The sequence below is a fragment of the Pandoraea anapnoica genome, from assembly GCF_902459765.1.
GTDB classification, from domain to species: domain Bacteria; phylum Pseudomonadota; class Gammaproteobacteria; order Burkholderiales; family Burkholderiaceae; genus Pandoraea; species Pandoraea anapnoica.
Genome location: NZ_CABPSP010000001.1, coordinates 134,893 through 161,223, shown reverse-complemented (window position 1 = coordinate 161,223; position 26,331 = coordinate 134,893). Strand labels below are relative to the sequence as shown.

Sequence of the window (26,331 nt, the reverse complement as noted above, 5' to 3'; positions counted from 1 at the left end):
ACGGCTCGTCGCAGACGTCGGATGCCGCTGATCATCGCCGCGATTGCCGCACTGGCGCTGTCCGGTTGCGCAACGTTCAGCGACGACGGCGGCTTTGCCCCGGTCGCCGACGCTACGCAGCAGCGCCTCGGAAAATCGGCCGTCTGGGCACGCGACGATGCCGCTGCACAAGCGCTCGCCAAACAACGCGACGCGCTGCTGGCACGCTCGCTCGATATCGACACCGCCGTCCAGCTCACGCTGCTGAACCATCGCGGCTTGCATGCGACGTACGCTGAACTCGGCATTGCCGAAGCCTCGCTCGTTCAGGCGGGACGTCTGCCCAATCCCCGCTTCTCCTTTCAGCGCGTGCAAGGCGGTGGCGACGTCGGCATCGAGCGCACGTGGGGCATCGACTTCGTCCGTGTCCTGACGATGCCGCTCGCTTCGCGTGTCGAAGCGCGTCGGTTCGCGCAGGTGCAGGCACAGGTGACGCAAGCGATCGTCGAGCAGGCGACGCTCACGCGCCGCGCATGGATCGACGCCGTTGCCGCACAGGAACGCGTGCAGATCCTTGAGCAGACGAGCCTCGCCACACAAGCTGCCAGCGAACTCGCCGACGGCATGGCGCGTGCAGGCAACTTCAGCGCCATGCGGCGCACGCAGGAGAACCTTGTCTACGCCGATACGGCCGCGCGTCTCGCACGCGCCCGCGAGCAGGCGAACGCGGCACGCGAACAGCTCGCACGGCAAATGGGCCTCTGGGGTCAGCAACTGAGCTTCACGTTGCCGCAACGTCTGCCCTCCTTACCCGCGACCCGCCCCGCATGGTCCGACGCCGAAGCGCAGGCGATCCGCGAACGTGCCGACGTGCGTGCCGCACGCGCTGCGCTCGATGCGACCGCGAGCGACCTCGGCCTGACCCGCGTTACGCGCTTCGTCAACGTGCTGGACACGGCGTATCGCAACAACAGCGCCACGGGATCTCCCAGCGAGCGCGGCTATGAGATCTCACTGGAAGTGCCGCTGTTCGACTGGGGCTCGACACGCGTCGCCGGCGCCGAAGCGCGCTATCGCCAGAGCGTCGACCATCTGGCCGACACGGCCGTTGCCGCACGCGCGGACGTTCGCACACGTCGCGCGCAGACGCTCGCTGCGTGGGACATCGCAGAGCACTACCGCACGACCATTCTGCCGATGCGTCAGCGCGTGTCAGACGAGTGGCTGCTGCGCTACAACGGCATGCTCGCCAGTGTCTTCGACTTGCTGACAGACGCGCGCGAGCAACGCGACACGGTCCTTGGCTACATCGACGCGACGTCCGGTTACTGGCTGGCCGACGCAGCATTTCGCGAGAGTCTCGGCGGCGCGATGCCCGAATCGTCGCCATCGCACTCGCAGACGGAGCCTTCTACGCCGGGCGCATCGCCCTCGTCCGCTGCGCCATCAGCACCCGCCACACCGCCTGCCCCCGTGCAGCCGGCTCCATCACATCAAGCTCATCAACACGGAGATAGCGCATGACTTCGCGCCGACGATTCCTGCGTGACGCCAGCCTCGCCGTCGTGGGCGCGGCGGCCGTCGAACGCACCAGCCTCGCAGCGCTGCCGGACGCCGCCACCCGCAGCGACGCCAGCACCGCCAAACCCTTCGCCCCGCCCAACGGACGCCCCTATCGCCCGGTCGTCACGCTCAACGGCTGGACGCTCCCGTGGCGCATGCGCAACGGCGTCAAGGAATTCCACCTGGTCGCCGAACCCGTGGTGCGCGAAATTGCACCCGGCATGCAGGCCAATCTCTGGGGTTACAACGGTCAGAGTCCGGGGCCGACCATCGAGGTTGTCGAGGGTGACCGCGTTCGTCTCTACGTGACGAACCGGTTGCCTGAGGCCACGAGCGTGCACTGGCACGGCCAGCGCCTGCCCAACGGCATGGATGGTGTTGCCGGTCTCAACCAGCGTGCCATCGCGCCGGGCCAGACCTACGTCTACGAGTTCGAAGCAAAGCGCCCCGGCACGTTCATGTACCACCCGCACGCCGACGAGATGATGCAGATGGCCATGGGCCTCATGGGCTTCTGGGTCACGCATCCGAAAGACCCGTCGTTCCTGCCAGTCGATCGCGACTACGTGTTCCTCATCAACGCCTACGCCATCGACCCGGGCACGCGCACGCCGCGCGTGAACGAGATGACGGACTTCAATCTCTGGACGTGGAATAGCCGTGCGTTTCCGGGCATCGATCCGCTGGTGGCGCGTCAGGGGGACAGGGTGCGTATTCGGATCGGCAACCTCACGATGACGAATCACCCGATTCATTTGCACGGACACGAGTTCAAGGTCACAGGCACCGACGGCGGCTGGGTGCCGCCCACCGCGCAATGGCCGGAAGTCACCACCGACGTGGCCGTCGGACAGATGCGCGCTATCGAGTTCGACGCCACCGAACCCGGCGACTGGGCCTTCCACTGTCACAAGTCGCACCACACGATGAATCCGATGGGTCACGACGTGCCGACCATGCTCGGCGTGAATCAGCGCGAGATCGCGAAAAAGATCGCCCGCATCATTCCCGACTACATGGCGATGGGCGAAACCGGCGCATCGATGAGCGGCATGGAAATGCCAATTCCCGAAAACACGCTGCCGATGATGACGGGTACCGGTCCCTATGGTCCCATCGAAATGGGTGGCATGTTCACCACCCTCAAAGTGCGGCAAGACCTGCCGCGCGACAGCTATCGCGATCCTGGCTGGTATCGCGCGCCACGCGGCACCGTCGCAAGTCCGTGGCAAGGCAGCACTTCAGCGTTACCCTCTACCCATCGCCCGCCCGCAAGCGCAGGCAAAACCGGAGTCAAATCATGATTCGTCCGCACTTCACTTCGCGCGTCGCCGCGCGCTTCAACGGCTCGGTCGCCGCCCCTCTGGTCCTTGGTGCCGCTACGCTCTTGCTCAGTCTGAGCGCGATAGCCGACGACCCGCACGCCATGCACATGCAGCACGGGCACAGCAGCGAAGCGGCCGCGATCGGTGAGCCCGGTAACGACGCGCAGGCCACCCGCACGGTCGACGTCGACATGCGCGACACCATGCGCTTCTCACCGGCCACGCTGACCGTGAAGCGTGGCGACACGGTGCGCTTCGTCGTCACCAACAACGGCAAGATCCGTCACGAACTGACGCTGGGCACGGCGGCGTCGCTCACTGAGCACGCAAAGATGATGCAGCAGATGCCGGGCATGACCCACACCGAGCCGAACGCGGTGACGGTCGAGCCCGGTCAGCGCAAGACGCTCGTGTGGCACTTCACGCAAGCCGGTACGGTGGATTTCGCCTGCCTTGAGCCGGGGCACTTCGAAGCAGGCATGCGAGGGGTTGTGAACGTTCGCTAATGCACGATGGGAAGCGACGGTGAGCGAAAGCCAGTGATGGCGAGCCACCTCATCAGTCGTCGCTTCGCACGAGGCCACCGCTGAGCGCTTCGGTGGCGTCAGCTTCGAACGCTTCGACATCGCGCACCTTGAGCCGCAGGCGCAGGGTGACGGCGTCGTCGTAAGCGACGTCGAGCACCTCGGCGGCGTGACGCTCCGCCAACCGGCGCAGCGTCGCCTCGTGGGCGAACGAACAACGGTAACGGGGTTCGACCGTCGGTTCGACGGCGGTGAGCGTTGCGAGCTTTAGCGCTTCGCTCACCGCTTGTCCGTACGCACGCGTCAGCCCGCCCGCGCCCAGCTTGATCCCGCCGTAGTAGCGCACCACGACCGCGAACACATTCGCCAGTCCCTTGTGCATGAGGACGTTGTACATCGGCTTGGCGGCGGTGCCTCCCGGCTCGCCGTCGTCGTCGAAACCCGACGCCCCCTCGCACAACAGCACCCAGCAGTAATGCGTGGCGTTCGGATAACGCACCCGCAGTGCGTCCAGTTCGCGCATGGCCGCTTCGCGCGACGCCACAGGCATAACGATGCCGATAAACCGGCTCTTTCTGATCTCCAGCTCGGTCTCCACCGGTGCTGCCAAAGCGTACATACGACGATCTTCCCCTTACAGCGTGACCTCGCCACGCGCGATTTCGATGACGTTGCCGCCCACACGAATCTCGCGATCCGCCGTGACTTCGAGCGTCAGACGGCACGCACGCTCGATGGCGTCGCCCTGCGACACGCGCGCGCGCACAGGCAACGGATAGCCCTGCCCGATCAGCCAGCCACCCAGATTGGCGCATGCCGAACCCGTGCCCGGATCCTCGCTGACACCGCCTCCCTGCGTGGTGAAGAAGTAACGTGCCGTAACCTGCAACTCGTTGCCTTGGCGGTCGTCGATGGAGAACACGTAGCCCGTCTTGCGCTCAAGGCTCGAGAGCGGCCAGCGCTCCAGTTTGGCGCTGTCAGGCTGGGCGCGTGCAACCGCGTCGGCATCGCGCACCGGAATCAGCAACTGATCTGCCCCGGTATCGACCCACTGTGGCGATTGCGCCAGATCGTCACGGCTCAGGCGCACGAGCGCTGCGATATCCGAATCCGCTTCGGCGGCTTTTTGGATCTTCGGCTCGCCCGACGACGGCGCGGTCAGCGTCCAGTGGTCACCTTGCGCCTGCACGGGCACCAGACCGGCGGCGAACTGCAGCGTGACGTTATCGCCCAGGCCGCGCAGGGAACGCAGCACGTGCGCGGTACCTAGCGTCGGATGGCCCGCGAAACGCATTTCGTAGCCGGGGGTGAAGATGCGCACATGAGCGTCAGCCGTCTCCGAGGGAAGAATGAACGTCGTCTCGGACAGGTTGAACTGACGCGCCAGCAATCGCATCTCGTCGTCGCTCATGCCGCGGGCGTCTTCGAACACGCACAGCGGATTGCCGCCGAACGTGGATTCGGCGAAGACATTGACGATACGGAATGCGTAACTGCGACTCATGGCGATGCTCCAGTAAGAGGTGGATCGTGACGGAATCGAACATTTGCACGGCCGCCCATGCTTCGTGAGCGCGGGCCGCCGCCGGTTGGCCGGTCGTCTGGCCTTTCGAAAGAAGGCTCGTAGTCTCGCACATCGCGCCACAGCACGGGCGGCCCGCACTGCGCTCACGCCCACTTTCGGTGTTTTGTACCCCCTGCGTTCGGAATCGTCTGATGTCCGGGCGGAAAATACGTCGGATCGGCCGCCCTCAATTGACAACCAAAAAGAGACAATAATTCTCAAATCAGACGGATTGTGGTTCTCAACGGGGACTCTAAAATGTCATTCATCGAGGCCAACACAGCCTCCTAACCTAACGAAGAAGTGACAGGAGCCCATCATGCTGGACATCAGAAAAGCTGCAGACCGAGGCGTTGCCAACCATGGCTGGCTGAACTCGCACCACACGTTCTCGTTCGCGAACTACTACGATCCGAAGCAAGTCGGCTTCTCCGACCTGCTGGTGATCAACGACGACCGCGTGGCGCCGGCACAGGGCTTCGGCAAGCACCCACACCGCGACATGGAGATCTTTTCGTACGTGCTCGAAGGCGCGCTCGAACACAAGGACACCATGGGCACGGGTTCCGTGATCGAGCCGGGTGACGTGCAATTGATGAGCGCAGGACGCGGCGTGGCGCACAGCGAGTTCAACCACTCGAAGACCGATTCGGTGCACTTCCTGCAAATCTGGATCGTGCCGAACCAGACGGGCATCGCGCCGGAGTATCAGCAACAACGCTTCACGGCGGAAGAAAAGCGCGGCCAGTTGCGCAAGATCATCTCGCCGGACGGCAGCGACAACTCGCTGCACATCCATCAGGATGCGCGCGTGTATGCCGGGCTGTTCGACGGTGACGAATCGGCCACGCTGACGCTCGCGCCGAACCGCTACGCCTACGTGCACGTTGCACGCGGCAGCGTGAGCGTAAACGGTGTGGCGCTGGGTGAAGGGGATGGTGTGCGAGTGCGCGATGAGACGGCACTCACGCTATCCGGCGGCAACAACGCCGAAGTGCTTGTGTTCGACCTGCGTCCGGTGGAAACGCCTGACTTTTAAGGTGCAGTCCGGCCTGGTCGGCAACAGTGGTCGTAGCGTACGGGCAGCTTCCCGCCGTGCGCCACACCCTGGGCACCGCCTTCCCTCGGTGCCCACGCGGCCGGTACCTCACGGTGCCGGTCGCATCTTTTTCTAATGTCGACGAATGCGGACGCGCGTCGACAAGCACGCGTGCTTCACGCCTCGCGCATGGAGAGCGAGCAGGCGTCGCCGCGCGCATCGCGACTGACGGTGACGCGCGACAGCCCCACGAGATGCGGCGCGAGTGCGCGCCAGATAAATGCGCAGAGATTTTCCAACGTCGCGGGCCCGAGCCCGGCGACATCGTCCAGCAGACGGTGGTCGAGGCGCTCGCTCACGCGCGTGAGGGCAGCGTCGAGTTGCGCCAGATCGAGCACCATGCCCGACTCGCCCATCGGCGCGCCGGTCACTTCCACCGTCGCGCGATAGCTGTGCCCGTGGATGCGACGACTTGCATCCATGCTCGGCGGATCAATGTCGCGGCGGTTCAGTGTGTGCGCCGCCTCGAACACAAAGCTGCGCGACAACGTGAACTGGGCTCGCGTCTCGGGGGTGGTATGCGTGCGCGCACTCCGTTCTGACGATTCAGGCGTTCGCTTCAGCGCGCGCTCGCGTGCCGCTACGGGCTTCTCTGCATGGGTACGACTCATGCGCTCACGCCTCGTCGGCCATTTCCAGCGGCAAGGCGTGTTCGTCGTCACGCCACGCCTTGTCGCCCTGCGCGAGTTCAACGGCGCTCAGGCGGCAATCACGGAATGCTTTCTCGATGGCGTCGCGGTCCAGATCGCGCCCAATGAACACCACTTCGTTGATGCGGTCGCCCCACGGTGCTTCCCAGTTCGATTCGATAGCCGTGCGTTGCGGATCGCCGACAGGCGGCCACAAGTCCGGATCGGCCGCAGCCCACCATTGGCCGACCGACTCCAGCGTCGCCGTATTGCCCGCACGCGAATACGCGAGCGCCCATGCCGGACGGTTCGCCGCCCAGACATAGCCCTTTGCGCGAATCAGCCCGTCGAACGGCATCGACATGAACGCCGCGAAACGCGCCGGATGCATCGGTTCGCGCTGACGCAGCACGAAGCTCGTCACGCCGTACGTATCTGCTTCGGAAGCGTGTTCGCCCACGAGCGCTTGCGCCCAACCCGCCATTTGTTCCGCGCGCACGGGGTCGAACAAGCCAGTGCCCAGCACTTCGTTCAGCGGCACCTGACCGCGTTCGCCCAGCACGATTTTGGCCGACGGGTTGAGGCCGGTGATGAGTGCCTTGACAGCATCGAGTTGCAACGCGTCGACGCAATCCACCTTACTCACCACGACCACGTCGGCGAACTCGATCTGCTCGGTCAGCAGCTCCGCGAGACGGCGCTCGTCCTCATCGCCTGCAACTTCACCGCGTTGCGCCAGCGTGTCCAGTCCGTTGAAGTCCTTCAGCACGTGCAAGGCATCGACGACGGTCACCATCGTGTCCAGACGCGCGATGTCGGCAAGCGACTGCCCCGCTTCGTCGCGGAATTCGAACGTGGCGGCCACCGGCATCGGCTCGGCAATGCCCGTCGATTCGATCAGCAGATAGTCGAAGCGACCGTCCTGCGCGAGTTCACGTACGGCGATCAGCAAGTCCTCGCGCAAGGTGCAGCAGATGCAGCCGTTGCTCATCTCGACGAGGCGTTCTTCCGTGCGCGAGAGGGCCGCTCCGGCGTTGCTCGCGCCACGCTCGACGAACGACGCGTCGATGTTGACTTCGCTCATGTCGTTGACGAGGACCGCCACGCGCAAGCCCTCGCGATTGCGCAGCACATGGTTGAGCAGCGTGGTTTTACCGGCGCCGAGAAATCCGGAAAGGACGGTGACGGGCAGACGCCGATCAGCATCGACGACAGCGGTAACAGCGCCGGTTTGGGAGAGAGGGTGAGTCATGACAACAAAGTCCTGTGGTCTTGTGGGGCAGGTGTTCGCCCGAAGGATGCGCGCCGACGTCGCCCCACTGGAGGCGGGTGCCGCCGCACCGGTGCCTGGGTTGACCGGTACGGCGAAGCGTGACGCCGCTGGCGCACGCCGTCGGGGGGACCGGCGCAGCGTCACGCTGTTCGCAGGCGCGTCAGCGCGCATTCTTGGCGATGCCAGCCATTCACCGGACATCGCGTGGCCAACTCGGCAGCCGATTAAATGCAACCAAGTTGCAATATGGCGCGATGATACGGCGAGTCTTCCAGTTTTGCAACTCAGTTGCACGTAACTCACAGTTTCTTTCCGGACATTCGCCCGCACACCCCACACGAGATGGACTCGACACTGACTCGGCATCGACTCGGGAAAGGCGCGACACGATGCCGTGCAAGGCGTCCGGCGCTGGAACCGACGGGCCGCTGCGCCTGTCTGCAAGGTCTGCGATACTGCGCGAGCGGCGCGCTTCACGCGCCATTGCCCCTGACGGTCGGCTCGCGCAGTTCGGTAATTCTCGCGCGCCACTGCAGCCGGGTGACCGCATTGTTTCCGTCTCTTTAGCCAAATTCGATATGCGCACTTCCAAAATCGCTTCCTCCGCTGTTCAGGCCCGTCGCGCAACCGGCGCGCTGCGTCGCACGACGCAGGGTCTCACCGTTGCGGCCGTCATCGGGCTGGCCAGCCTGTCGCAAGGGGTCTGGGCGCACGCGCACATCGCGTCGAGCGAACCTGCCGCACAGGCCACCGTCCAGGCGCCGAAGTCGGTGCGCGTGACGTTCGACTCGGCCCTCGAAGGCGCGCTCTCGAAGCTCACCGTCGTCGACGCCAAGGGCAACGCTGTCACGCAGGCGAAGCCCGAACTCGATGCCGCCCGCAAGACCCTCACGCTTGCCGTCCCGACACTCGCCGCCGGGGAATATCAGGCGAACTGGGTGGCCGTGGCGAGCGACGGCCACCGCACCCAAGGCAGCTTCAAGTTCACCGTGAAGTGATGCCGGCAGATCTGGCCGCCGGCACTTGGCAGCCCGCCACGGCGGGCTTGCTGAATCTCGCGCTGGCGCTGGCTCTCGGTGTGTTGCTGCTGCGCAGCCCGCACGCGGTGCGTAGTGGCCTCACGCGGCGCGTGCTACCGGCGTTCGCAGCCGGATTGGCCGTGCTCGCCTGGATCGCCTATGTGCTGGCAAGCACCGAAGCGATGACGGGCGGCGACTGGGAAGATTCGTCGGCGATGTTCAGCGACGTGTGGGTCGTGCTTACGCAGACGCATTTCGGGCGCGCACAGTGGGTCGCCGGGTTCGGTGCAGCACTGCTGTGCGCGGGCGCGTGGGCATGGTACGAAGCCCGGCGGCGTCTGCGCGCCGTCATGCCGATTGCCGACGATCCGCGCGATCGGCATCATCGTCGCGAACATCTTCAGGAACGTTATGGCCGGTGGGTGTATGCCGCCGGTGCCGCGATTCTTGCGCTGGCGCGCGCGAGCACGGGGCACGCAGCAGACGCGTCAATGCCCTGGCTCGCCATCGGCGTGCATACGCTGCACGTGGCGGCAGCAGCATCGTGGACGGGCGTGGTGCTGGTCGCCGGATGTGTGATCCCGGGCTGGCGTCACTGGCCCGTCGGCGCGCGGGCCGCCTATGGCGAACGGTTGTCGTCGGTCGCCACGCTGGCGATGCTCGTCGCTCTCGTCACCGGCACGTTCAACGCGTGGCGCACGCTCGGTGAGAATGCGTCGCTCTGGTTCAGCGAGCAGAATGCCCCTTATCTGGCCTGGTTGATCACAAAACTGGTCCTCGTCGCGTGTGCGGCGTTGCTGGGCGCGTGGAACCGCTGGCACTTCCTGCCGCGTCTGGCGCTCGACACCGGCGACACGACGCTCGATACGAGCGCGTTCGCACGCGTGGTCGCGATCGAAGCCCTCGTGCTGGTGATGGTGATGAGTTTCGCCGCGAAGCTGGGCACGACCATGCCGCCGGGCGTCTGACGAAGGACTTCGAATTCGATAGCAAGAAACGGAGCGCAGCATCGCGACCGTCTCCCTAGACTGAAAGCCAGTTATCAGCCCTCGGGAGATCCTTGTGATGCACTTCTACCCTATGACCGCCAAACGCCCGTCCCCCAAGCACCGCGACCCGCACGACAACGACGCCTCGCACGGCGGGCCGTCGGATATGCGCACGAGTCCGGAGACGTCCCGCTATGCGACCGACGAGGCGAAGTGGGCCGCCGTCGTGGCGCGCGACAAACAGGCGGACGGCGAGTTCTTCTACTCCGTGCGTACGACCGGCGTGTTTTGCCGTCCGTCGTGCGGTGCGCGACTGGCTCGCCGCGAGAACGTCGCTTTTCACACCGATATGGCGGCGGCTGAGCGTGCAGGCTTTCGTCCCTGCAAACGCTGCAAGCCCGACCAGGGCGCGCTCGACGCGCGTCATGCCGCGCTGGTAACGGCCGCCTGCCGCCGCATCGAAGCAGCCGAGGTGCCCCCGTCGCTCGAAACGCTCGCCACTGAGGCCGGACTCAGCCAGCACTACTTTCACCGGCTCTTTCGCTCGGTGACGGGGGTCACGCCACGTGGCTACGCGAACGCCCGCCGCGCGGAACGGGTGCGCGACGCGTTACCCGAGGCGGACAGCGTTACGTCGGCCTTCTACGACGCTGGCTTCAACTCCAACGGCCGCTTCTACGCAAGTGCCGACGCCTTGCTCGGCATGAAACCTGCGGCCTTCCGCGCGGGCGGCAAGGCCGAGTCGATCCGCTTTGCCGTGGCCCAATGCTCGCTCGGTGCACTGCTGGTGGCAGCAACTTCGCGCGGTCTTTGCGCGATCTCGCTGGGGGACGATCCCGACGCGCTCGTGCGTGAATTGCAGGATCGTTTCCCGAAGGCGGAACTCGTCGGCGCAGATGCCGAGTTCGAGCGCTGGGTCGCGCAGGTGGTCGGCTTCGTCGAATCGCCGCACATCGGCTTGTCGTTGCCGCTCGATGTTCGGGGCACCGCGTTCCAGCAGCGCGTGTGGCAAGCGTTGCGCGATGTGCCCGCTGGCGAGACCGCGAGCTACGCACAGATCGCCGAGCGCATCGGCTCACCGCGTGCAGTCCGTGCCGTGGCGCAGGCGTGTGCGTCCAACACGCTCGCAGTGGCGATTCCGTGTCACCGGATCGTGCGCAACGACGGCGCGCTATCGGGCTACCGCTGGGGCGTGGAGCGCAAACGCGCGTTGCTCGTGCACGAGCATGAGGAACGTGGCGACCGACACGACAGCGACAATCGTTCTGCCAAGGTGAAGCTGTGAGCGCTCGCTTGGCGTCGCTCGACTGGGCCGCGCTGGAAGACGAACTGAACGCCTTCGGCGCGGCGCTCATTCCGAATCTGCTGAATGTCGACGAGTGCGCGAACCTGTGCGCCATGTACGGAGAGACGAACGGACGCACCGGAACCACACCCACATCCGAACGCTTTCGCAGCAGGATCGTGATGGCGCGTCACGGATTCGGACAAGGCGAATACCAGTACTTCGCCTACCCACTGCCGTCGCTTGTTGCCGAATTACGCGAAGCGTTCTACGCGCCGCTGCGTGACATTGCGCACCGCTGGTACAAGGTCATGGGGATTGACACACGCTATCCGCCGACGCATCGCGCCTATCTCGCGCAATGCCACGACGCAGGTCAGCGCCGCCCGACACCGTTGCTTTTGCGTTACCAAGCAGGCGACTACAATTGCCTGCATCAGGATCTCTATGGGGAGCATGTCTTCCCGTTACAGGTGGCGATTCTGCTGTCGCAACCCGGCGAGGACTTCACCGGTGGCGAGTTCGTGCTGACGGAGCAACGCCCGCGCATGCAGTCGCGTGCCGAAGTGGTACCGCTTACGCGCGGCGACGCGGTCGTCTTCGCCGTACATCACCGGCCGGTGAACGGCACACGCGGCGTATATCGCGTGAACATGCGGCACGGCGTGAGCCGTGTGCGCAGCGGCCATCGCCACACGCTCGGCGTGATCCTGCACGACGCCACCTGACATCCTCCGGCACCCATGACATCACCATGACGCTCGACCTCTTCGGCAACGATGCCGACGACGGCACCACCAACGCCCGCCACGCCGACGAACTCGGCCCGGGCGCGTTTGTATTGCGCGGCTTTGCACGCGCGCGTCTGGCGACGCTGCAAACGGATATCGATGCGGTGATTGCGCAGGCTCCGTTGCGTCACTGGTTGACGCCGGGCGGCAAGCGGATGTCGGTCGCCATGACCAATTGCGGCGACGTAGGGTGGATCAGCGACAAGATGGGCTATCGGTACGGCACGCACGATCCGCTCTCGAAGCAGCCGTGGCCTGCGATGCCTGCTTCGTTCGTCTCGCTCGCAAGCGATGCGGCCCAAGCCGCCGGATATCGTAACTTCTCGCCCGACGCATGCCTTATCAACCGCTATACGCTCGACGCGCGACTGACGTTGCATCAGGATCGCGACGAACGCGAGTTGGGCGCACCTATCGTGTCCGTCTCACTAGGCTTGCCCGCGGTCTTTCTGTGGGGCGGCCTGCAACGGGGAGACCGCACGCGGCGCGTGCGGCTGGAGCCGGGCGACGTCGTCGTCTGGGGAGGGCCCTCGCGACTCGTCTATCACGGCATTGCAAGCGTCGAAGGCAGCTTCGACGCGCAGGCCGTGCGTTTCAACCTCACGTTCCGGCAGGCGCGCTGATCTGGTTAATCCCCTTGATCGTCAGCGCAGCCCGCCAGCCGTCGCTCAATAACCGACGGTGAAACGCGCGCGCGGGTGCTGGTTCTTCTCAAGCTCGTCGACCAGCGCAATCGCGTAGTCTTCCATCGAGATCCAGCTCTTGCCGTTCGCGTCGACGAGCAGTCCGTCGCCACCAATGCGGAACTTGCCCGTGCGCTCGCCCGGCTCGAACAGTGCCGACGGCGACAGGAACGTCCAGTTCAGCGACGAATCTTTCGGCTCGGAGCGCAGCACTTCCAGGAACACGCGACCGGCGCTCGCTTCGGGTTTGTAGGCGTCCGGGAATTCCGGCGTATCGATGAGCGCCTTGCCCGGTGCGATCTCGAGACTGCCCGCACCGCCGACCACCAGCAGACGCGGCACACCTGCACGCTTCACGGCGTCGACGAGTTTGGCGGCGTCCATCGAGACGAAGCGACCGGCACTGATCACGGCGTCGTGACCGGCGAGCAGCGGCGCGAGCGACGACGGATCGGATGCATCGCCCTTGACCACGGTGAGACCGTTCTCGGCTTCGACACGCTCCGGATTCCGGGCGATGCCCGTGACCGTGTGACCACGTTGCAGCAGTTCTTCGGCAACGCGCGTTCCAACGCGGCCAGTAATACCAATCAGTGCGACTTTCATCAGGATGCTCCTGCGGATGAGGGGGGTGACTTGCGGGTGAAATTCAGGCGATTCGGAAAGCTTAGATCGCGCAGCCGTCGGGGCCGCACTGGGGCAATGCGCCAGCATCGCCAACGGCGGTGGGCTGTGCCGCCAGCAAGCGCTCGCGAAGCGCATCGCGCCACGCGTCGGGCTGACCGAGATAGCGGCCGGGTTCGAGCCGTTCCAACTGGCCGTCGATCTCCAGCGCGAACGTCGGGAAGCCACTGCCCCCCATGCGCGTGAGCCACGCGCGACTATCTCGGAAGTGCTGCATGAGCGCGTTGGCGTCCTGTGCGTCGAGCGCTTTGCCGAAGGCGTCGCGGTCCAGCCCAAGGTTCGCCGCGAGATCGATCAGCACGGCGCGATCGGCGATGCGTTTGCCGTCGACGTAATGCGCGCGCTGCACGGCGGCGAACATGTCGAGGCCGCGTCCTGCGAGTGCTTCGGCTGCCAGCACGGCTGCCGTAGGCGGTGCGGAATCGAACACGGCGGTGCCGTCGCGCAAAAGGCCCTCGAAGTAGGCATCGCCAAACGGCTGGCCAGTGAGCGCCGCGATCCGGTGATCGTGCGGCATGACGTAGTTACGCAACTGCGGCGTGACGGGCTGGGCGTTCGGACCGGCCATCATGCCGCCGCCGTGAAAGGCGACGTCAAGACCGGCCACGTCGCGCGCGGCACGCACGAGGGGCGCGGCGGCGTAGCACCAGCCGCACAGCGGGTCGGCGATGTAATGCAACGTGGCTTGATGGGCGGTTTGCGGTGTGGCTGAGGTCATGGCGGGATTCCTGTGTGTTGCAGCGCGGACGTTCATGACAATTCCACGCTTTCCATGATTGCCATCGTAGTCGCGTCACTCGCGCAAAAAAAGCCCATAATGACGATCACTTTGTTGCATCGATCGAGCAAATCATGGACCGTCTGACGGCGATGCGGGTCTTTACCGAAGTGGCCGAGCGCGGCTCGCTGACTGCGGCGGCGCAGCGGCTCGATATGTCGCGTGCGATGGTCTCGCGCTATCTCGCAGAACTCGAAGCGTGGCTCGGCACGCGCCTGCTGCATCGGACGACGCGCGCCGTGAGCCTCACCGACGCGGGTAACGATGCCCTGCCGCGTTGTCGCGAAATGCTCGGTATCGCCGACGATCTGGCGTGCGCATCGAACGCCGACAGCACGCCGCGCGGCTTGTTGCGCGTCGCGTGCAGCACGTCGCTCGGGCAGGCGTTTCTGGCCGCGGCGGTCACGCGCTTCATCGTGAAGCATCCGGGTGTGGCGATCGATCTCGTGGTCGCGGACCGCACCGTCGATCTGGTGGATGAGCGCATCGACCTCGCCATTCGCGTGACGACCGAGCCCTCTCCCGGCCTCATTGCCCGCAAGCTGGCGACGTGCCATTCCGTCGTCTGCGCCGCGCCGTCCTATCTGCAACGTCATGGCACGCCGACGCGCGCCGAAGACCTCGCGCTTCATAACTGTCTGACGTACACCTACTTCGGCAAGAGCCTCTGGCAATTCACGCACGATGGCGTGCCCCTCGGCGTACCCGTGGGCGGCAATCTGTCGGCCAATGAAGTGAACGTGGTGTTCGCTGCGACGCTCGCAGGCGCAGGCATTTCGATGCAGCCGGTCTACTCGGCGCTGCCACATCTGCGCGATGGCTCGCTCGTCGCGCTGCTGCCCGACTACGTGCCGCGCGAAATGACCGTCTATGGCGTGTACATCTCGCGCAAGCAGATGCCCAGCGCCCTGCGCGCGCTGCTTGACGATCTGGTCGAGCAATTCCAGACCGGGCTTTTTCAAGACACGGGCTATCCGGGACGTCTGGTCGCCTAGTCGGTGTCACCGAAATGTCACATTCCCCGCGTAAAACCGTCGCTTGCCTCGCCCGCCCGGGCAAGCCGACACGTTAAGGTTCCGTAGTTACCTGCGGCCCCTGCCCGTCAGTCTTTGCCGACCGGTCGCGGGCGCTCACGCGCGCCCCACTGCCCGACACGTCAAACAAGGACATCATGACGCACGACACCACGCCCCAGCCGCACGATCCGGCGCTCGACGCCAACCTCTCGCACGACGACGATCCGACGAATCCGCAGCGTCGCCGCATTCTGCAAGGCCTGGCCGCCATCGGCGCCGCCGGTGCCGCTGGCGCTTCGCTGAGTGGCTGCGCGACCGAAGGCGGTGCCGGTGCGCCGACCGCCGTCGCCGCGGGCGGCACGTTCGACGCCCAGCTCAAGGCCAATGTGAAGACGGTCGTCGTGATCTATCTCGAGAACCGCAGCTTCAACAACTTGTTCGCCGACTTCCCCGGTATCGAGAAGCCGCTCTCGAAGGTGGCCGCATCAAGCTACACGCAGCTCGATCGTGACGGCAAGACGCCGATGGCGCTGCTCCCGCCGGTGTTCGACGGTCTGGTGCCGCGTTCGCAGATGATCGGCGGCAAGAAGTACCACATCACCGAGAAGGACATTGCGCGTCAGCCGAACGCACCGTTCATGCTCAAGGATACCGAGGGCAAGCTGCTGCCGGAGTCGGTCATCACGCGCGACCTGTGGCACCTGTTCTGGCAGAACCAGATGCAGATCAACGACGGCGCGAACAACCAGTTCGCCGCCTGGGCGGACTCGGGCGGTCTGGTGATGGGCTACTACGGCGACACGGCCAAGACGCTCGACCTGTACAAGATCGCGCAGCAGTACACGATGTGCGACAACTTCTTCATGGCGGCCTTCGGCGGCTCGTTCCTGAACCACCAGTTCCTCGTGACGGCGCGCCCGCCGATGTACCCGAACGCCGCGCAGAGCCCGGCCAAGGACAAGATTGCCGTGCTGGCCGACGGCCCGCAGGGGGTACGTCTCGCCGTGGCGGCCGACTCGCCCGCATCGGCCGCCGATGGCAAGCCGAAGTTCGTGCGCGATGGTGCGATCACGCCGGACAACTTCGCTGTGAACACCATGATGCCCGCGTATCAGCCGTCGCCGATCAACCCGTCTGCCTCGGGCGACAAGCGGCTGGCCGATCCGTCGAACCCGGCGACGCTGCCGCCGCAAAACTACGCCACCATCGGCGACCTGCTCTCGACGAAGGGTGTGTCGTGGGCGTGGTATGCGGGCGCATGGCAATCGGCGCTCGACCACAAGGGCGGCGCGGACAAGCCGAACTTCCAGTACCACCATCAGCCGTTCAACTACTTCGCCCAGTTCGCACCGGGCACGGCAGCACGCGAGGAACACCTGCGCGATGGCGGCGAGGGCGACAGCCCGATCTCGAACAAATTCATCGCCGACGCGATTGCAGGCAAGTTGCCCGCCGTCACGTTCTACAAGCCGCAGGGCAACCTGAATCAGCACGCCGGTTATTCGGACGTGGAGTCCGGCGACCAGCACGTGGCGAACGTGCTTGCGCACCTGATGAAGTCGCCTCAGTGGAACAACATGGTGGTCGTGATCACGTATGACGAGAACGGCGGCTGGTGGGATCACGTAGCCCCCCCGAAGGGCGACCGCTGGGGTCCGGGCTCACGCATTCCGGCTATCGTGGTGTCGCCGTTCGCCAAGCGCGGCAACGTCGATCACACGTTCTACGACACCACGTCGGTCCTGCGATTCGTCACGCGCCTGCACGATCTGCCGACACTCGAAGGCATCGCCTATCGCAACGCCGCCTTCGCGGCACGCGGCACGAACCCGCCGGGCGATCTGACGAAGACGCTGAACTTCGCGTAATCGGCTCAGACGTCAGCGATAAAGAAAAGGGCACCTTCGGGTGCCCTTTTTCATGGTGTCGACGCACGCGGCGCGATGGTGACGCCTACTCCCCCTACTCACTCCTGCTCATCAAGCTCGTCCGAGCGCAACAGCAGTTTGTCCAGCAGACGTTCATACACACGCATCTCATCGTCGCTCAGCGCTTCGAACAGCCGTTCGTAATGCGTGCGTGCGGCATCGATCACCACGCGCCAGACACGCTCGCCCTCCGGCGTGAGCGTCACTTTGACAGCGCGGCCGTCGTGTTCGTCCGGGGCACGGCGCACCAGCCCGCGCGTGACCAGCCCGTCCGCCCCACGGCTCGCCTGGCTCTTGTCCAGATTCGCCCGGCGCGCCAGCTCAGAGTTCGACAACGCCCCGGCCGTGCCCACCGCCGCCAGCACGCGCGATTCCGCCAGACTCAACTGCGCACCATCCGCATACGACTGCGCGATGCGCCTGTCGTGCTGCTTCATCAGGCGGTGCATCTTGTACGTCAGGAACTGGTCCAGCGATTTGTGGGATGGCCGCATTTCAGTGTTTTCCCCTAGACGAAATGGGTCGATATTTGGTTGCGAACGCAACCTTAGCACACTAGAATTGTTGCGTTAGCAACTAAATGCTCGATGACGTTCCTCGTCATTTGCGCGCTGTGCCTGCGCCGCCTCCCCCGCTGACACGAGGCCTCGCTCCACACGCGCCGAGCGGCTTTTCGGGTGCCGCATCACCATGCATAAACCAGAGACCACCCCGCGCGCGTCGCTGTATCACACGTATCGGGTCTATCCCCATTTTGCGCCGCAGGGCGACGCCCCGGCCGTGCCCGTCGCCATCGTGGGCGGCGGTCCGATCGGCATGGTCACGGCGTTGGCGCTGGCGCGTCACGGTGTGCGCTGCGTCGTACTGCAAGCGGAACAGCAAGTCTCCGAAGGCAGCCGGGCGATTGTCTTCACGCGCCGCTCGCAGGAGATTCTGCAAGCGGTCGGCGTGGCCGACGCCGTCGTCGCCAACGGGCTGCCGTGGACGAGCGGCAATTCTTACTATCGCGGTCAGCGCGTGTTCCGCATGGAATCGCCGGTCGACGACGACGACCGCTTCGCGCCGCTCATCAACCTCCAGCAAAACGTACTCGAGAGCTATCTCGTCGACGCCATCGAGCGCGAGCCGCTCGTCGAGATGCGCTGGGGCAACAAGTTGATCGGGTTGACGCAGGACGACGACGGTGTCGCGCTGCAAATCGACACGCCCGAGGGCGAATACACGCAGCGCACGTGCTGGCTCGTAGCCGCCGACGGCGCGCGCTCGACGGTGCGCACCACGCTCGGTCTGCGCTTCGAAGGCGCGAGCTACGAGGGCCGCTTCGTCATCGCCGACATTCGCATCGATCTCGATCTGCCGACCGAACGTCTCGCCTTCTTCGCCCCCGACTGGAATCCAGGCAACACCGTGCTGATGCATCGTGAGCCGGGCGAGATCTGGCGGGTGGACTATCAGTTGCCGGTCGACGAGACGTCCGAACACGCATTGCAACCGGAAACGATCCGCGAGCGCATCAACGCCCAACTCGACATGATGGGCCTCGGCGGCAAGCCGTGGGAACTCGACTGGTGCTCGGTGTACTCGGCGCGCGCGCTGACGTTGCCCGACTACGTGCACGGACGCGTGCTCTTCGCCGGTGATGCTGCACACCTGCTGCCGATCTTCGGCGTGCGCGGGGCCAACACCGGTTTTCAGGACGCTATCGATCTGTCGTGGAAACTCGCGGCCGTCGTCAAAGGCGCAGCCCCGACGCCTTTGCTCGCGTCGTACACGCACGACCGAGTGGGCGCTGCACGCGAGATCATTTCGGAAGCGGGCAAAAGCACGCGCTTCATGACGCCGCCGTCGCACGGATTCCGCGTGCTGCGCGACGCCGTGCTCGACCTCTCGCTCGATCATGAGTTCGTGCGCCCGCTGTTCCACTGGCGCACGTCGCGCGCGCACGACTATCGTCATTCGCCGCTCAACAGCCCCAACGACGACAACGCGACGATGACGGCAGGACCGACCGTCGGCGCGCCGACACCGAACGTGAAACTCGCCGAGAACGACTATCTCTACGACCATCTCGGCGCGGCATTCCATCTCGTGACGTTCGGCGATGCGCCGCTCGACGATGCGCTGCGTCAGGCCATCGTGACGTGGCGCGAGCGTGGCGTGCCCGTCAAGGTCATCGCCTTCGCGCTGTCCGAACACACTGTGGCGGGCGCCGACCTCACGTTGCCCGACCCGACAGGCCACGCCGCCGCCAAGTACGGCGCGGCCAATGGCACGGCGTACCTCGTACGCCCCGATCACCATATCTGCGCCCGTTGGTTGCAGCTCGACGCCTCGCGTCTGGCCAGCGCCCTTGCGCAGGCGACGGCGCTCGCCTGAACGCCCCGCTCTCCAAGGAAGCTCGTCATGACCGCTCAACAAACCGCCATCGCAGGCCTCGAAGACATCTACGACACGCTTGCGCTGGCCATCGACGCCACCCCGGCCGACAAGCGTGAGCTGCTGCTCGCCAAAGTCGCGCTGCTGCTCGCCAACGAGATTCGCGATCCGCAACGCGTGATCGATCTCGTCGCGCAGGCAGCAGGCAGCACGCAGTTGCAAGCCGCCTGACGGCGGTACGCGACGCCGCATCGTTCCTTTCGGCGTCCGCCCTCGATGGCGGACCCCATCTCAAAACACCGCCACATCAAACAAGGCGGGGAGCGCTGGAGAAGACACCCATCATGAGTCGCATCACGCCCGCCGCCGGTCTTGCCGGCGGTATTGCTGCATCCGTACCCGACGCCCGCGTTCCCCCAGACGCCCCGGTCCACCGTGTCGCCAGCGAGGCGATGGAGCGCGCCGTCGTGCGCAAGGTCTCGCGGCGTTTGCTCGGCTTTCTGTTCGTCCTGTTCCTGTTCTCGTTCCTCGACCGCATCAACGTCGGCTTCGCCGCACTCACAATGAGTCAGGACCTCGGCCTCACGAGCACGATGTTCGGCATGGCCTCGACGGTTTTCTATCTGACCTACGTGCTGTGCGGCGTGCCGAGCAACCTCATGCTGGTGAAGTTCGGCGCGCGTCGCTGGATCGGCGCGATTCTGATCGCGTGGGGCCTGGCATCGAGCGCGACGATGTTCGCGCATGACGCGACGAGCCTGTACCTGATTCGCGCCATCGTCGGCATTACCGAAGCAGGTTTCCTGCCGGGCATGCTGCTGTACATGGGCGACTGGTTCCCGTCTGCCGCGCGCGCACGCGCCAACGCGTGGTTCATGATCGCGATGCCGGTGACGTCGGCGCTCGGTGCTGCGGCATCGGGCTATCTGCTGCGTCTCGACGGTGTGGCGGGACTCGCAGGCTGGCAATGGCTGTTCGTGCTCGAAGGCTTGCCGACGGTGCTGCTCGGCCTCGTCACCTGGTGGTATCTCGACGACAAGCCGTCCGACGCGCGCTGGCTGAGCGCCGCCGAGAAGCAGACACTCGGTGCGATGATCGAACGTGATCGCGCCGAAGCGATGGCGCGACACGCGGGCGCGAAGTCGAGCGCTGGCGCCAGCATGTGGCGCGCGATCTGCACGCCGAGCGTGGCGAAATTCGCGCTCGGGTACTTCTGTCTCGTCAACACGCTCTCGCTGGCGTCGCTGTGGATTCCGCAGATCGTGAAGAGCTTCGGCACGACGAGCAGCAACGTCACCATCGGTCTGCTTGCCGCCATCCCGTCCGTCTGCACCATTGCGGGCATGATCTGGTGGGGACGCCGCTCCGACCGTCTGCAAGAGCGACGCTGGCACCTCGTGCTACCGATGCTGTTCTCCGCAGCGGGCTGGGTCGTCACCTGCTTCGCACCGGAACCGTCGCTGCGTCTCGCGGGGGTGGCGATGGCATCGACTGGCGCGTACACGGCGATGGCGATCTTCTGGACGGTGCCGGATCGCAGCCTCGCGCCGCACACCCGTGCGCTGGGGCTGGCCGTCATCAATGCGGTGGGCAACCTCGGTTCCGCATTGAGTCCCATCGTGGTCGGCGTGCTCAAGGACTGGACGCACTCGTTCACCTCGGGGCTGATGTTCGCGGCCGTAAGCCTGCTCGTCGGCATCGGCGTGTTGTGGTTCGCGCCGCTCGGGCAGCGAGGCACGCGTTAGCTTCTCCCACGCAGATAAGGCATGGCGGTCGCAGTTCCGGGTCATAATGCAAAGCGTCCGACCGATCCGAAGGATCCGACACATCTTTGCGTCCAAGGAACCCCGCCATGCCCGTGACAACACCGGTGGCCGCTCAGGGCCCCACGCTCGTCGTACTCATCGACGCCGATAACGCCGCACCCGCCATCGTCGAAGGCCTGCTCACCGAAGTCGCCAAGTACGGCGTCGCCAGCGTGAAGCGCATCTACGGCGACTGGACCAAACCGAATCTCGACGGCTGGAAGAAGTGCCTGCTCGAATACTCGATCCAGCCCATCCAGCAATTCCGTTACACCGTCGGCAAGAACGCCACCGACAGCGCCATGATCATCGACGCGATGGATCTGCTCTACACCGGGCGCTTCGACGGCTTCTGCCTCGTCTCCAGCGACAGCGACTTCACGCGGCTCGCGTCGCGCATTCGCGAACAGGGCTTGATCGTGTACGGCTTCGGCGAGCGCAAGACACCGCAGCCCTTCGTCACCGCATGCGACAAGTTCATCTACACCGAACTGCTGCGCCAGGACGATGAGCCGGACGACGACGAAGCGCCTACGCCGCGCAAGCGACGCAGCGCCGCCGAACTCAAGCGCGACACACGGCTCGTTCGGCTGTTGCGCAACGCCGTCACCGGTGTGTCGGACGAAGACGGCTGGGCCGGCCTCGGCGCGATGGGCAGTTACATCGCGAAGCAAGCGCCCGACTTCGACGCGCGTAACTATGGTTTCGGCAAACTGAGCGATCTCGTTGCGACCATCGGGCTGTTCGACGTGGAGCAACGCTCTGGCAGCGGCGGCAACAAGGGCATCTGGGTGCGCATCAAGCCGAAGCGCGGTGCTTCGGGTGCCGCCGCCAAGCGAGGAGAATGAGCACGCGGCGGTGCATCCACGCGCGTTTCGTTAAGATTTTTTCGAAAAACGCTTGCCAGCTTCAAAAATACCCCATATACTCGCGGTCTTTCTAGGCTCGTAGCTCAGTTGGTTAGAGCACCACCTTGACATGGTGGGGGTCGTTGGTTCGAATCCAATCGAGCCTACCAACGATTAAATGCAAAAGGCGTCACGCGAATTTCGTGTGACGCCTTTTGTGTTTTCTGCGTCCGATTTTTTCGTCGACCGCCTCTCGTCAACTGCTCTGCTCGTCGCGTTCCGCGCGCCTCGCCGCTCCGTCCACCGGCGTTACAAAACGACACATCCCCAACACACTCGTTGCACCTGCTACGCGAGGCCGTCGCTAGACTGGCATCAACGGTTTCAACAACGTGGCCAACGCCACTACCGAATCAACAAAGCAGGACTCATGGAGGACACCATGAAACGCATTCTGATCATCGCTGCCCTTGGCGCTGCTGCCGCCGTCGCTTCCACCGCCGCATCGGCGCACGTGGATGTCGGCCTCTATCTCGGCGTGCCTGCACCGGTCGTCGTGGCGCCGCAGCCGGTCTACGTTGCACCGCGTCCGGTGTATGTCGCCCCGCGCCCCGTGTACGTCGCACCGCAACCGGTCGTCTACTACGGTCGTGACCGTTATGACGACTGGCGCGAGCGCCGCTGGGAACACCGTCGCTGGGAAGAGCGCCACGATCGCGGCTGGCATCGCGGCTGGTAATCGACACGTTTGACCGCCCGGCGCTTGCGTGCCGGGCAAAAGAACGAAGCGGCCCGCCGGTTGGCGTCGGCGGGCTTTTTTAGCGGGAAGCGGCGCTGTCGCTTTCCGCGTTCTTTTATCTGACGTTCGCTCGTCGACCGGTTCGACGCAATGTCACTTCAGCGCCACCGCGTCGCCACCTCGGGCAACTCCCGCTTCATCCACTCCACGAACGCACGCGTGCGCGACGGCAACAGACGCGCATGCGGATAGACGATATTTACCGGTCTCGCCGGTCCTTCGTAGTCCTTCAATACGCGCACGAGCCGCCCCTCGTCCATCGCCTGCGCCACCTGATACGACAGAAAGCAACCGTAGCCCATGCCGTCGGCACACGCCTCGACGGCCGTCATGCCGTGACTGATTTCAAGATTGCCGTCGACGGGCACGACGAACTCCCGCCCCCCTTCCCAGAAACGCCATTGGCCGTAACCGCCGCCGTGCGAGAGGATGCAGTTCTTGCCCAGCAAATCGCGCGGATGCGTCACCTCGCCCTGCTCGGCAATGCACGCCGGACTCGCGACCACCACGCGGCGAATCGCCCCGATGCCCTGCGCGACAAGCGTGGAGTCGTCGAGCGGCGAAATCCGGATGCCGACGTCAACGCCCTCCTCCCATAGATTCACCACGCGGTCGTTGAGCAGGAGTCGGCATTTGACGTTCGGGTACGCGCGCAGGAACCGGAACATCGCCGGGGCGACGTGCATCTGTCCGAACAACACCGGCGCGGTGACGACCAGCGTGCCGCTCGGCGCTTCGTGACGCGCCGCCAGCCGAGCCTCCGCCTCGTGTAACTCGCTGAGGATCTGACGGCAGGTGTCGAGGTAGGTACGCCCTTCTTCGGTGAGGGCGATGCGACGCGTCGTGCGATTGAGCAACCGCACTTCGAGCGAGGTTTCAAGCGCCGCCAGCGTCCGCACCACAGCGGGCAGCGACGAATCGAGCGCGCGTGCCGCCGCACTCAGGCTGCCCTGATCGACGATGGCCACGAACGTCTGCATTGCGCGAAGTTTGTCCATGCGGCGCATGATTACTCCGATTTTCGGAGTAGTCAAATCAGGTTCACGCCATTTATCCGAAAATCGACTGGGTGGAGAATTCGGATATTGCGTGACGGTTCCGAGTCCGGGGCTGCCGCATCCACTGCTCCACGGAGATGCCCGATGACCCGCCCTACAGATATTCACGCCTACGCTCCCGCCCGCCCTGCACGTCCGATCAAGCTCTACCGTTTCGCGCTCTCGGGCCACTGTCATCGCATCGAGCTGATGCTCAATCTGCTCGACTTGCCGTATGAAGCCATCGACGTCGATCTGGCGACCGGTGAGAACAAGCAGCCCGCGTACCTCGCCATCAACCCGTTCGGTCAGGTGCCCGCCATCGATGACGACGGTGTGATCCTCGCCGATTCGAACGCGATCCTCGTCTACCTCGCGACCCGTTACGACGCTCAGCGCGCCTGGCTGCCGCACGACGCTGTGGCGGCTGCCCATGTGCAACGCTGGCTGTCGGTGGCCGCTGGCGATCTGGCGTTCGGCGCCGCGGCGGCGCGCGTGGCTGTCGTCTTCAACCGTGGCGTCGACACCAGCGCGATGGTCGAGCGTGGCGTGTTGCTGCTCACGCGTCTCGAAGCACATCTCACCGCACCGAACGCCACACCGTTCGTCACGGCCGCAACGCCGACGATTGCCGACGTCGCGCTGTACTCGTACCTGGCGCACGCGCCCGAAGGCAACGTGTCGCTGCAACCGTATCCGGCCGTGCGCGCGTGGCTGGCGCGCATCGAAGCGCTGCCGCGCTTCGTGCCGATGCCGTCGACGGCGTGCGGTCTGAACGCCGTTGCCGCATGAAGTTTTCATGAAGGCCGGTCGCGTCATTCGTGCATCGCGTGATGCATTGCCCGAGCGCCGCCTGAACAAAAGGAGAGCATGATGAACGCCCCCGCCCCGTCACCGCTTCAACTGGAGTCGCCCTTTCACGCGGGCGAAATGTACGTGCAGACGCTCGCTGGCTCCCGCGAGGCGATGGCGGAAGTCGGGTCGCGCGTGATCCGTCTCGCAATGCCGGATCAGCATCGCCAGTTCTTTGCGCAACTGCCGTTTCTCGTCGTGGGCGGGCTGGATGCCGACGATCAGCCGTGGGCGACGCTGCTCAGTGGCCCACCCGGCTTCGCGCACTCACCCGATCCGACACTGCTGCGTGTGAACGCCCTTCCGCCGCCGACCGATCCGCTCTACGGCGCAGTAACGTCGGGCGCGCCGATCGGCCTGCTTGGCATCGAGCCTTCGACGCGGCGTCGCAATCGCGTCAACGGCCCCATCGGTGAAGTCGATGCGCAAGGGTTCACGCTGCAGGTCGCCCAGAGTTTCGGCAACTGCCCGCAGTACATCCGCAAACGCGAAGCGACATCGCAAGCACACGACGTACCGCCCGTGGCCGAACCGTCACAACCCTCACTCGACGACGACGCGCAGTGGCAAATTGCGAGTGCCGACACGTTCTTCGTCGCCACGCATTACGCGGGCGATGGGGCCACGGCGCGCAGCGCGGGTACCGACGTCTCACATCGCGGCGGCAAGCCGGGGTTCGTGCGCGTGGAAGACGCCAACACGCTGGTGTGGCCCGACTTCCGCGGCAATTCGTTCTACAACACGCTCGGCAATCTGCACGCCAACCCGCGCGCCGGGCTGGTGTTCGTCGACTTCGCGTCGGGTGACTTCTTGCATGTGGCGGGCGACGCCGAAGTCCTTTGGCACGACGAAACACAAAGCGGCTTCGAAGGTGCGCTGCGGTTAGTACGTCTGCATGTGCGCGAAGTACGACGCGTGCGAGGCGCGCTCCCGGCCGCCTGGCGTGACGGCGAGGTATCGCCCAGCGTCGAGCGCACGGGCGCGTGGCCGACCGCCTGACGTACGTGACGTTGGGCGCTTGCCCGCGTCAATACCTCCGTGTAAAGTGTGTTCACGCTCGTCGAGTGACGGGCGTGACTTAACATCCACTCGATCCCTCCATCGATCCATGACTGCTCACGCATCCGTCCGTCTCGCCGTATCGCCGCCGCAACGCGGTGTCGGTGCTCGACTGCGCGGACGCTTTGCAGCCGTCGCACCTCCCCCGCCGTCCGGCGTGGCACCGCCCGTCGTGGTGGTCGCCGTTGTCGTTGTGGCCTGACGCCACGCACGGCTCGCTGGGTGTGCATCACCCGGCACAACACTTTTTCATTCGAATACCAGCAGGTTCGGTGGTCTGCGCGCAAGGCGCCAGCCGCGATGACCTTGTGTCGATGTCTCGATGACGTTGCCCGGGTTGTGTGCCACTTCAGGCATGTGACATGCGCGATCTCTTGATGACGTCGCGACGCAAACATCGCACGACACACCGGACACGCTGCTCAG

Annotated in this window: 25 protein-coding genes, 1 tRNA gene and 1 pseudogene; 19 read left to right on the top strand and 8 right to left on the bottom strand. The window is 65.1% G+C overall.

Annotated features, from left to right (window positions below; all coding sequences use genetic code 11):
* The first annotated feature begins 21 nt into the window (after nucleotides 1–21).
* From PAN31117_RS00775 to PAN31117_RS00765, 3 genes are read left to right on the top strand one after another with little or no spacing between them, the layout of a single operon-like run.
* Nucleotides 22–1,503, top strand: coding sequence for a TolC family protein (locus tag PAN31117_RS00775; protein ID WP_150736523.1), 1,482 nt, complete (start codon nucleotides 22–24; stop codon nucleotides 1,501–1,503).
* Complete coding sequence (locus tag PAN31117_RS00770; protein ID WP_150736522.1) at nucleotides 1,500–2,846, top strand: multicopper oxidase family protein; 1,347 nt, start codon at nucleotides 1,500–1,502, stop codon at nucleotides 2,844–2,846. The genes PAN31117_RS00775 and PAN31117_RS00770 overlap by 4 nt, the downstream gene beginning before the upstream one ends.
* Nucleotides 2,843–3,373 carry a cupredoxin domain-containing protein gene (locus PAN31117_RS00765; RefSeq protein ID WP_246188858.1) on the top strand — a complete coding sequence of 177 codons (531 nt, stop codon included), beginning with the start codon at nucleotides 2,843–2,845 and terminating at the stop codon, nucleotides 3,371–3,373. Before PAN31117_RS00770 ends, PAN31117_RS00765 begins: the two co-directional genes overlap by 4 nt.
* A gap of 52 nt (nucleotides 3,374–3,425) precedes the next feature.
* Here the strand turns inward: PAN31117_RS00765 and PAN31117_RS00760 are convergent, their stop codons facing one another.
* Both PAN31117_RS00760 and PAN31117_RS00755 read right to left on the bottom strand, forming a co-directional pair.
* A complete protein-coding gene (locus PAN31117_RS00760) occupies nucleotides 3,426–4,010 on the bottom strand; it encodes an IMPACT family protein (protein ID WP_150736521.1) in 585 nt (194 codons plus the stop codon).
* 15 nt (nucleotides 4,011–4,025) lie between these two features.
* Nucleotides 4,026–4,895, bottom strand: a complete 870-nt coding sequence (locus tag PAN31117_RS00755) for a PhzF family phenazine biosynthesis protein (protein ID WP_150736520.1) — start codon at nucleotides 4,893–4,895, stop codon at nucleotides 4,026–4,028.
* Between the two features lie 379 nt (nucleotides 4,896–5,274).
* Between PAN31117_RS00755 and PAN31117_RS00750 the strand changes: the two genes are divergently transcribed.
* The gene (locus PAN31117_RS00750) at nucleotides 5,275–5,994 is read left to right on the top strand and encodes a pirin family protein (RefSeq protein ID WP_150736519.1); all 720 of its coding nucleotides are present in this window, start codon (nucleotides 5,275–5,277) and stop codon (nucleotides 5,992–5,994) included.
* Between the two features lie 176 nt (nucleotides 5,995–6,170).
* Here PAN31117_RS00750 and PAN31117_RS00745 read toward each other — a convergent pair whose 3' ends face one another.
* Nucleotides 6,171–6,665: a 6-pyruvoyl trahydropterin synthase family protein gene (locus tag PAN31117_RS00745; protein ID WP_150736518.1), complete on the bottom strand. Its 495-nt coding sequence runs from the start codon at nucleotides 6,663–6,665 to the stop codon at nucleotides 6,171–6,173.
* A gap of 4 nt (nucleotides 6,666–6,669) precedes the next feature.
* Entirely contained in the window at nucleotides 6,670–7,935 is a 1,266-nt protein-coding gene (locus PAN31117_RS00740; protein ID WP_150736517.1) for a GTP-binding protein, read from the bottom strand.
* Nucleotides 7,936–8,534: 599 nt separating this feature from the next.
* Here PAN31117_RS00740 and PAN31117_RS00735 point away from each other — a divergent pair.
* The 5 genes from PAN31117_RS00735 to alkB all read left to right on the top strand — a co-directional run bounded on the left by PAN31117_RS00735 (nucleotide 8,535) and on the right by alkB (nucleotide 12,663).
* The gene (locus tag PAN31117_RS00735) at nucleotides 8,535–8,954 is read left to right on the top strand and encodes a copper resistance CopC family protein (protein ID WP_150736516.1); all 420 of its coding nucleotides are present in this window, start codon (nucleotides 8,535–8,537) and stop codon (nucleotides 8,952–8,954) included.
* A complete protein-coding gene (locus PAN31117_RS00730; protein WP_150736515.1) occupies nucleotides 8,954–9,943 on the top strand; it encodes a CopD family protein in 990 nt (329 codons plus the stop codon). The genes PAN31117_RS00735 and PAN31117_RS00730 overlap by 1 nt, the downstream gene beginning before the upstream one ends.
* Nucleotides 9,944–10,130: 187 nt before the next feature.
* Nucleotides 10,131–11,249 (top strand): bifunctional DNA-binding transcriptional regulator/O6-methylguanine-DNA methyltransferase Ada, encoded by a 1,119-nt coding sequence (gene ada, locus PAN31117_RS00725; protein ID WP_150736902.1) that lies wholly within the window; start codon nucleotides 10,131–10,133, stop codon nucleotides 11,247–11,249.
* A complete protein-coding gene (locus PAN31117_RS00720) occupies nucleotides 11,246–11,977 on the top strand; it encodes a 2OG-Fe(II) oxygenase (RefSeq protein ID WP_150736514.1) in 732 nt (243 codons plus the stop codon). Before ada ends, PAN31117_RS00720 begins: the two co-directional genes overlap by 4 nt.
* A gap of 26 nt (nucleotides 11,978–12,003) precedes the next feature.
* The gene (gene alkB / locus PAN31117_RS00715) at nucleotides 12,004–12,663 is read left to right on the top strand and encodes a DNA oxidative demethylase AlkB (protein WP_150736513.1); all 660 of its coding nucleotides are present in this window, start codon (nucleotides 12,004–12,006) and stop codon (nucleotides 12,661–12,663) included.
* Nucleotides 12,664–12,708: 45 nt separating this feature from the next.
* Here alkB and PAN31117_RS00710 read toward each other — a convergent pair whose 3' ends face one another.
* On the bottom strand, nucleotides 12,709–13,329 hold the full coding sequence (locus tag PAN31117_RS00710) for an NAD(P)-dependent oxidoreductase (protein WP_150736512.1): 621 nt from the start codon (nucleotides 13,327–13,329) through the stop codon (nucleotides 12,709–12,711).
* A 61-nt stretch (nucleotides 13,330–13,390) separates the two neighbouring features.
* Nucleotides 13,391–14,125, bottom strand: coding sequence for a DsbA family protein (locus PAN31117_RS00705; RefSeq protein WP_150736511.1), 735 nt, complete (start codon nucleotides 14,123–14,125; stop codon nucleotides 13,391–13,393).
* 134 nt (nucleotides 14,126–14,259) lie between these two features.
* On the opposite strand from PAN31117_RS00705, the gene PAN31117_RS00700 reads away from it, so the two are divergent.
* Together PAN31117_RS00700 and acpA are read left to right on the top strand one after the other, a co-directional pair.
* Entirely contained in the window at nucleotides 14,260–15,180 is a 921-nt protein-coding gene (locus PAN31117_RS00700; protein WP_150736510.1) for a LysR family transcriptional regulator, read from the top strand.
* Between the two features lie 176 nt (nucleotides 15,181–15,356).
* The gene (acpA, locus tag PAN31117_RS00695; RefSeq protein ID WP_150736509.1) at nucleotides 15,357–17,069 is read left to right on the top strand and encodes an acid phosphatase; all 1,713 of its coding nucleotides are present in this window, start codon (nucleotides 15,357–15,359) and stop codon (nucleotides 17,067–17,069) included.
* A gap of 98 nt (nucleotides 17,070–17,167) precedes the next feature.
* On the opposite strand, the gene PAN31117_RS00690 is transcribed toward acpA, so the two are convergent.
* Entirely contained in the window at nucleotides 17,168–17,623 is a 456-nt protein-coding gene (locus PAN31117_RS00690; RefSeq protein WP_150736508.1) for a MarR family winged helix-turn-helix transcriptional regulator, read from the bottom strand.
* Nucleotides 17,624–17,819: 196 nt separating this feature from the next.
* Between PAN31117_RS00690 and PAN31117_RS00685 the strand changes: the two genes are divergently transcribed.
* The 6 genes and pseudogenes from PAN31117_RS00685 to PAN31117_RS00660 all read left to right on the top strand — a co-directional run bounded on the left by PAN31117_RS00685 (nucleotide 17,820) and on the right by PAN31117_RS00660 (nucleotide 22,897).
* Nucleotides 17,820–19,505 carry an FAD-dependent monooxygenase gene (locus PAN31117_RS00685; RefSeq protein WP_150736507.1) on the top strand — a complete coding sequence of 562 codons (1,686 nt, stop codon included), beginning with the start codon at nucleotides 17,820–17,822 and terminating at the stop codon, nucleotides 19,503–19,505.
* Between the two features lie 27 nt (nucleotides 19,506–19,532).
* Nucleotides 19,533–19,736, top strand: coding sequence for a DUF2783 domain-containing protein (locus PAN31117_RS00680; protein ID WP_150736506.1), 204 nt, complete (start codon nucleotides 19,533–19,535; stop codon nucleotides 19,734–19,736).
* A gap of 113 nt (nucleotides 19,737–19,849) precedes the next feature.
* The gene (locus tag PAN31117_RS00675) at nucleotides 19,850–21,250 is read left to right on the top strand and encodes an MFS transporter (RefSeq protein WP_150736505.1); all 1,401 of its coding nucleotides are present in this window, start codon (nucleotides 19,850–19,852) and stop codon (nucleotides 21,248–21,250) included.
* A gap of 107 nt (nucleotides 21,251–21,357) precedes the next feature.
* Nucleotides 21,358–22,152, top strand: a pseudogene (locus PAN31117_RS00670) (NYN domain-containing protein); the annotation flags it as partial.
* 99 nt (nucleotides 22,153–22,251) lie between these two features.
* Nucleotides 22,252–22,328, top strand: a tRNA-Val gene (locus PAN31117_RS00665).
* Between the two features lie 272 nt (nucleotides 22,329–22,600).
* A complete protein-coding gene (locus tag PAN31117_RS00660; protein WP_150575228.1) occupies nucleotides 22,601–22,897 on the top strand; it encodes a hypothetical protein in 297 nt (98 codons plus the stop codon).
* Nucleotides 22,898–23,055: 158 nt separating this feature from the next.
* Here PAN31117_RS00660 and PAN31117_RS00655 read toward each other — a convergent pair whose 3' ends face one another.
* A complete protein-coding gene (locus PAN31117_RS00655; RefSeq protein ID WP_150736901.1) occupies nucleotides 23,056–23,955 on the bottom strand; it encodes a LysR family transcriptional regulator in 900 nt (299 codons plus the stop codon).
* Nucleotides 23,956–24,099: 144 nt separating this feature from the next.
* Between PAN31117_RS00655 and PAN31117_RS00650 the strand changes: the two genes are divergently transcribed.
* Both PAN31117_RS00650 and PAN31117_RS00645 read left to right on the top strand, forming a co-directional pair.
* On the top strand, nucleotides 24,100–24,786 hold the full coding sequence (locus tag PAN31117_RS00650) for a glutathione S-transferase family protein (protein WP_150736503.1): 687 nt from the start codon (nucleotides 24,100–24,102) through the stop codon (nucleotides 24,784–24,786).
* Nucleotides 24,787–24,864: 78 nt separating this feature from the next.
* Nucleotides 24,865–25,845, top strand: a complete 981-nt coding sequence (locus PAN31117_RS00645) for a pyridoxamine 5'-phosphate oxidase family protein (protein WP_246188857.1) — start codon at nucleotides 24,865–24,867, stop codon at nucleotides 25,843–25,845.
* Nucleotides 25,846–26,331 lie beyond the last annotated feature (486 nt).

What these genes read in the sequence shown, in the direction of transcription:
- PAN31117_RS00750 (WP_150736519.1), top strand. Translation starts at nt 5,275, where the DNA reads ATGCTGGACATCAGAAAAGCTGCAGACCGAGGCGTTGCCAACCATGGC.
- PAN31117_RS00680 (WP_150736506.1), top strand. Translation starts at nt 19,533, where the DNA reads ATGACCGCTCAACAAACCGCCATCGCAGGCCTCGAAGACATCTACGAC.
- PAN31117_RS00765 (WP_246188858.1), top strand. Translation starts at nt 2,843, where the DNA reads ATGATTCGTCCGCACTTCACTTCGCGCGTCGCCGCGCGCTTCAACGGC.
- PAN31117_RS00745 (WP_150736518.1), bottom strand. Translation starts at nt 6,665, where the DNA reads ATGAGTCGTACCCATGCAGAGAAGCCCGTAGCGGCACGCGAGCGCGCG.
- PAN31117_RS00650 (WP_150736503.1), top strand. Translation starts at nt 24,100, where the DNA reads ATGACCCGCCCTACAGATATTCACGCCTACGCTCCCGCCCGCCCTGCA.
- alkB (WP_150736513.1), top strand. Translation starts at nt 12,004, where the DNA reads ATGACGCTCGACCTCTTCGGCAACGATGCCGACGACGGCACCACCAAC.
- PAN31117_RS00675 (WP_150736505.1), top strand. Translation starts at nt 19,850, where the DNA reads ATGAGTCGCATCACGCCCGCCGCCGGTCTTGCCGGCGGTATTGCTGCA.
- PAN31117_RS00700 (WP_150736510.1), top strand. Translation starts at nt 14,260, where the DNA reads ATGGACCGTCTGACGGCGATGCGGGTCTTTACCGAAGTGGCCGAGCGC.
- PAN31117_RS00705 (WP_150736511.1), bottom strand. Translation starts at nt 14,125, where the DNA reads ATGACCTCAGCCACACCGCAAACCGCCCATCAAGCCACGTTGCATTAC.
- ada (WP_150736902.1), top strand. Translation starts at nt 10,131, where the DNA reads ATGCGCACGAGTCCGGAGACGTCCCGCTATGCGACCGACGAGGCGAAG.
- PAN31117_RS00755 (WP_150736520.1), bottom strand. Translation starts at nt 4,895, where the DNA reads ATGAGTCGCAGTTACGCATTCCGTATCGTCAATGTCTTCGCCGAATCC.
- PAN31117_RS00770 (WP_150736522.1), top strand. Translation starts at nt 1,500, where the DNA reads ATGACTTCGCGCCGACGATTCCTGCGTGACGCCAGCCTCGCCGTCGTG.
- PAN31117_RS00775 (WP_150736523.1), top strand. Translation starts at nt 22, where the DNA reads ATGCCGCTGATCATCGCCGCGATTGCCGCACTGGCGCTGTCCGGTTGC.
- PAN31117_RS00685 (WP_150736507.1), top strand. Translation starts at nt 17,820, where the DNA reads ATGCATAAACCAGAGACCACCCCGCGCGCGTCGCTGTATCACACGTAT.
- acpA (WP_150736509.1), top strand. Translation starts at nt 15,357, where the DNA reads ATGACGCACGACACCACGCCCCAGCCGCACGATCCGGCGCTCGACGCC.
- PAN31117_RS00735 (WP_150736516.1), top strand. Translation starts at nt 8,535, where the DNA reads ATGCGCACTTCCAAAATCGCTTCCTCCGCTGTTCAGGCCCGTCGCGCA.
- PAN31117_RS00760 (WP_150736521.1), bottom strand. Translation starts at nt 4,010, where the DNA reads ATGTACGCTTTGGCAGCACCGGTGGAGACCGAGCTGGAGATCAGAAAG.
- PAN31117_RS00655 (WP_150736901.1), bottom strand. Translation starts at nt 23,955, where the DNA reads ATGGACAAACTTCGCGCAATGCAGACGTTCGTGGCCATCGTCGATCAG.
- PAN31117_RS00730 (WP_150736515.1), top strand. Translation starts at nt 8,954, where the DNA reads ATGCCGGCAGATCTGGCCGCCGGCACTTGGCAGCCCGCCACGGCGGGC.
- PAN31117_RS00645 (WP_246188857.1), top strand. Translation starts at nt 24,865, where the DNA reads ATGATGAACGCCCCCGCCCCGTCACCGCTTCAACTGGAGTCGCCCTTT.
- PAN31117_RS00660 (WP_150575228.1), top strand. Translation starts at nt 22,601, where the DNA reads ATGAAACGCATTCTGATCATCGCTGCCCTTGGCGCTGCTGCCGCCGTC.
- PAN31117_RS00690 (WP_150736508.1), bottom strand. Translation starts at nt 17,623, where the DNA reads ATGCGGCCATCCCACAAATCGCTGGACCAGTTCCTGACGTACAAGATG.
- PAN31117_RS00710 (WP_150736512.1), bottom strand. Translation starts at nt 13,329, where the DNA reads ATGAAAGTCGCACTGATTGGTATTACTGGCCGCGTTGGAACGCGCGTT.
- PAN31117_RS00740 (WP_150736517.1), bottom strand. Translation starts at nt 7,935, where the DNA reads ATGACTCACCCTCTCTCCCAAACCGGCGCTGTTACCGCTGTCGTCGAT.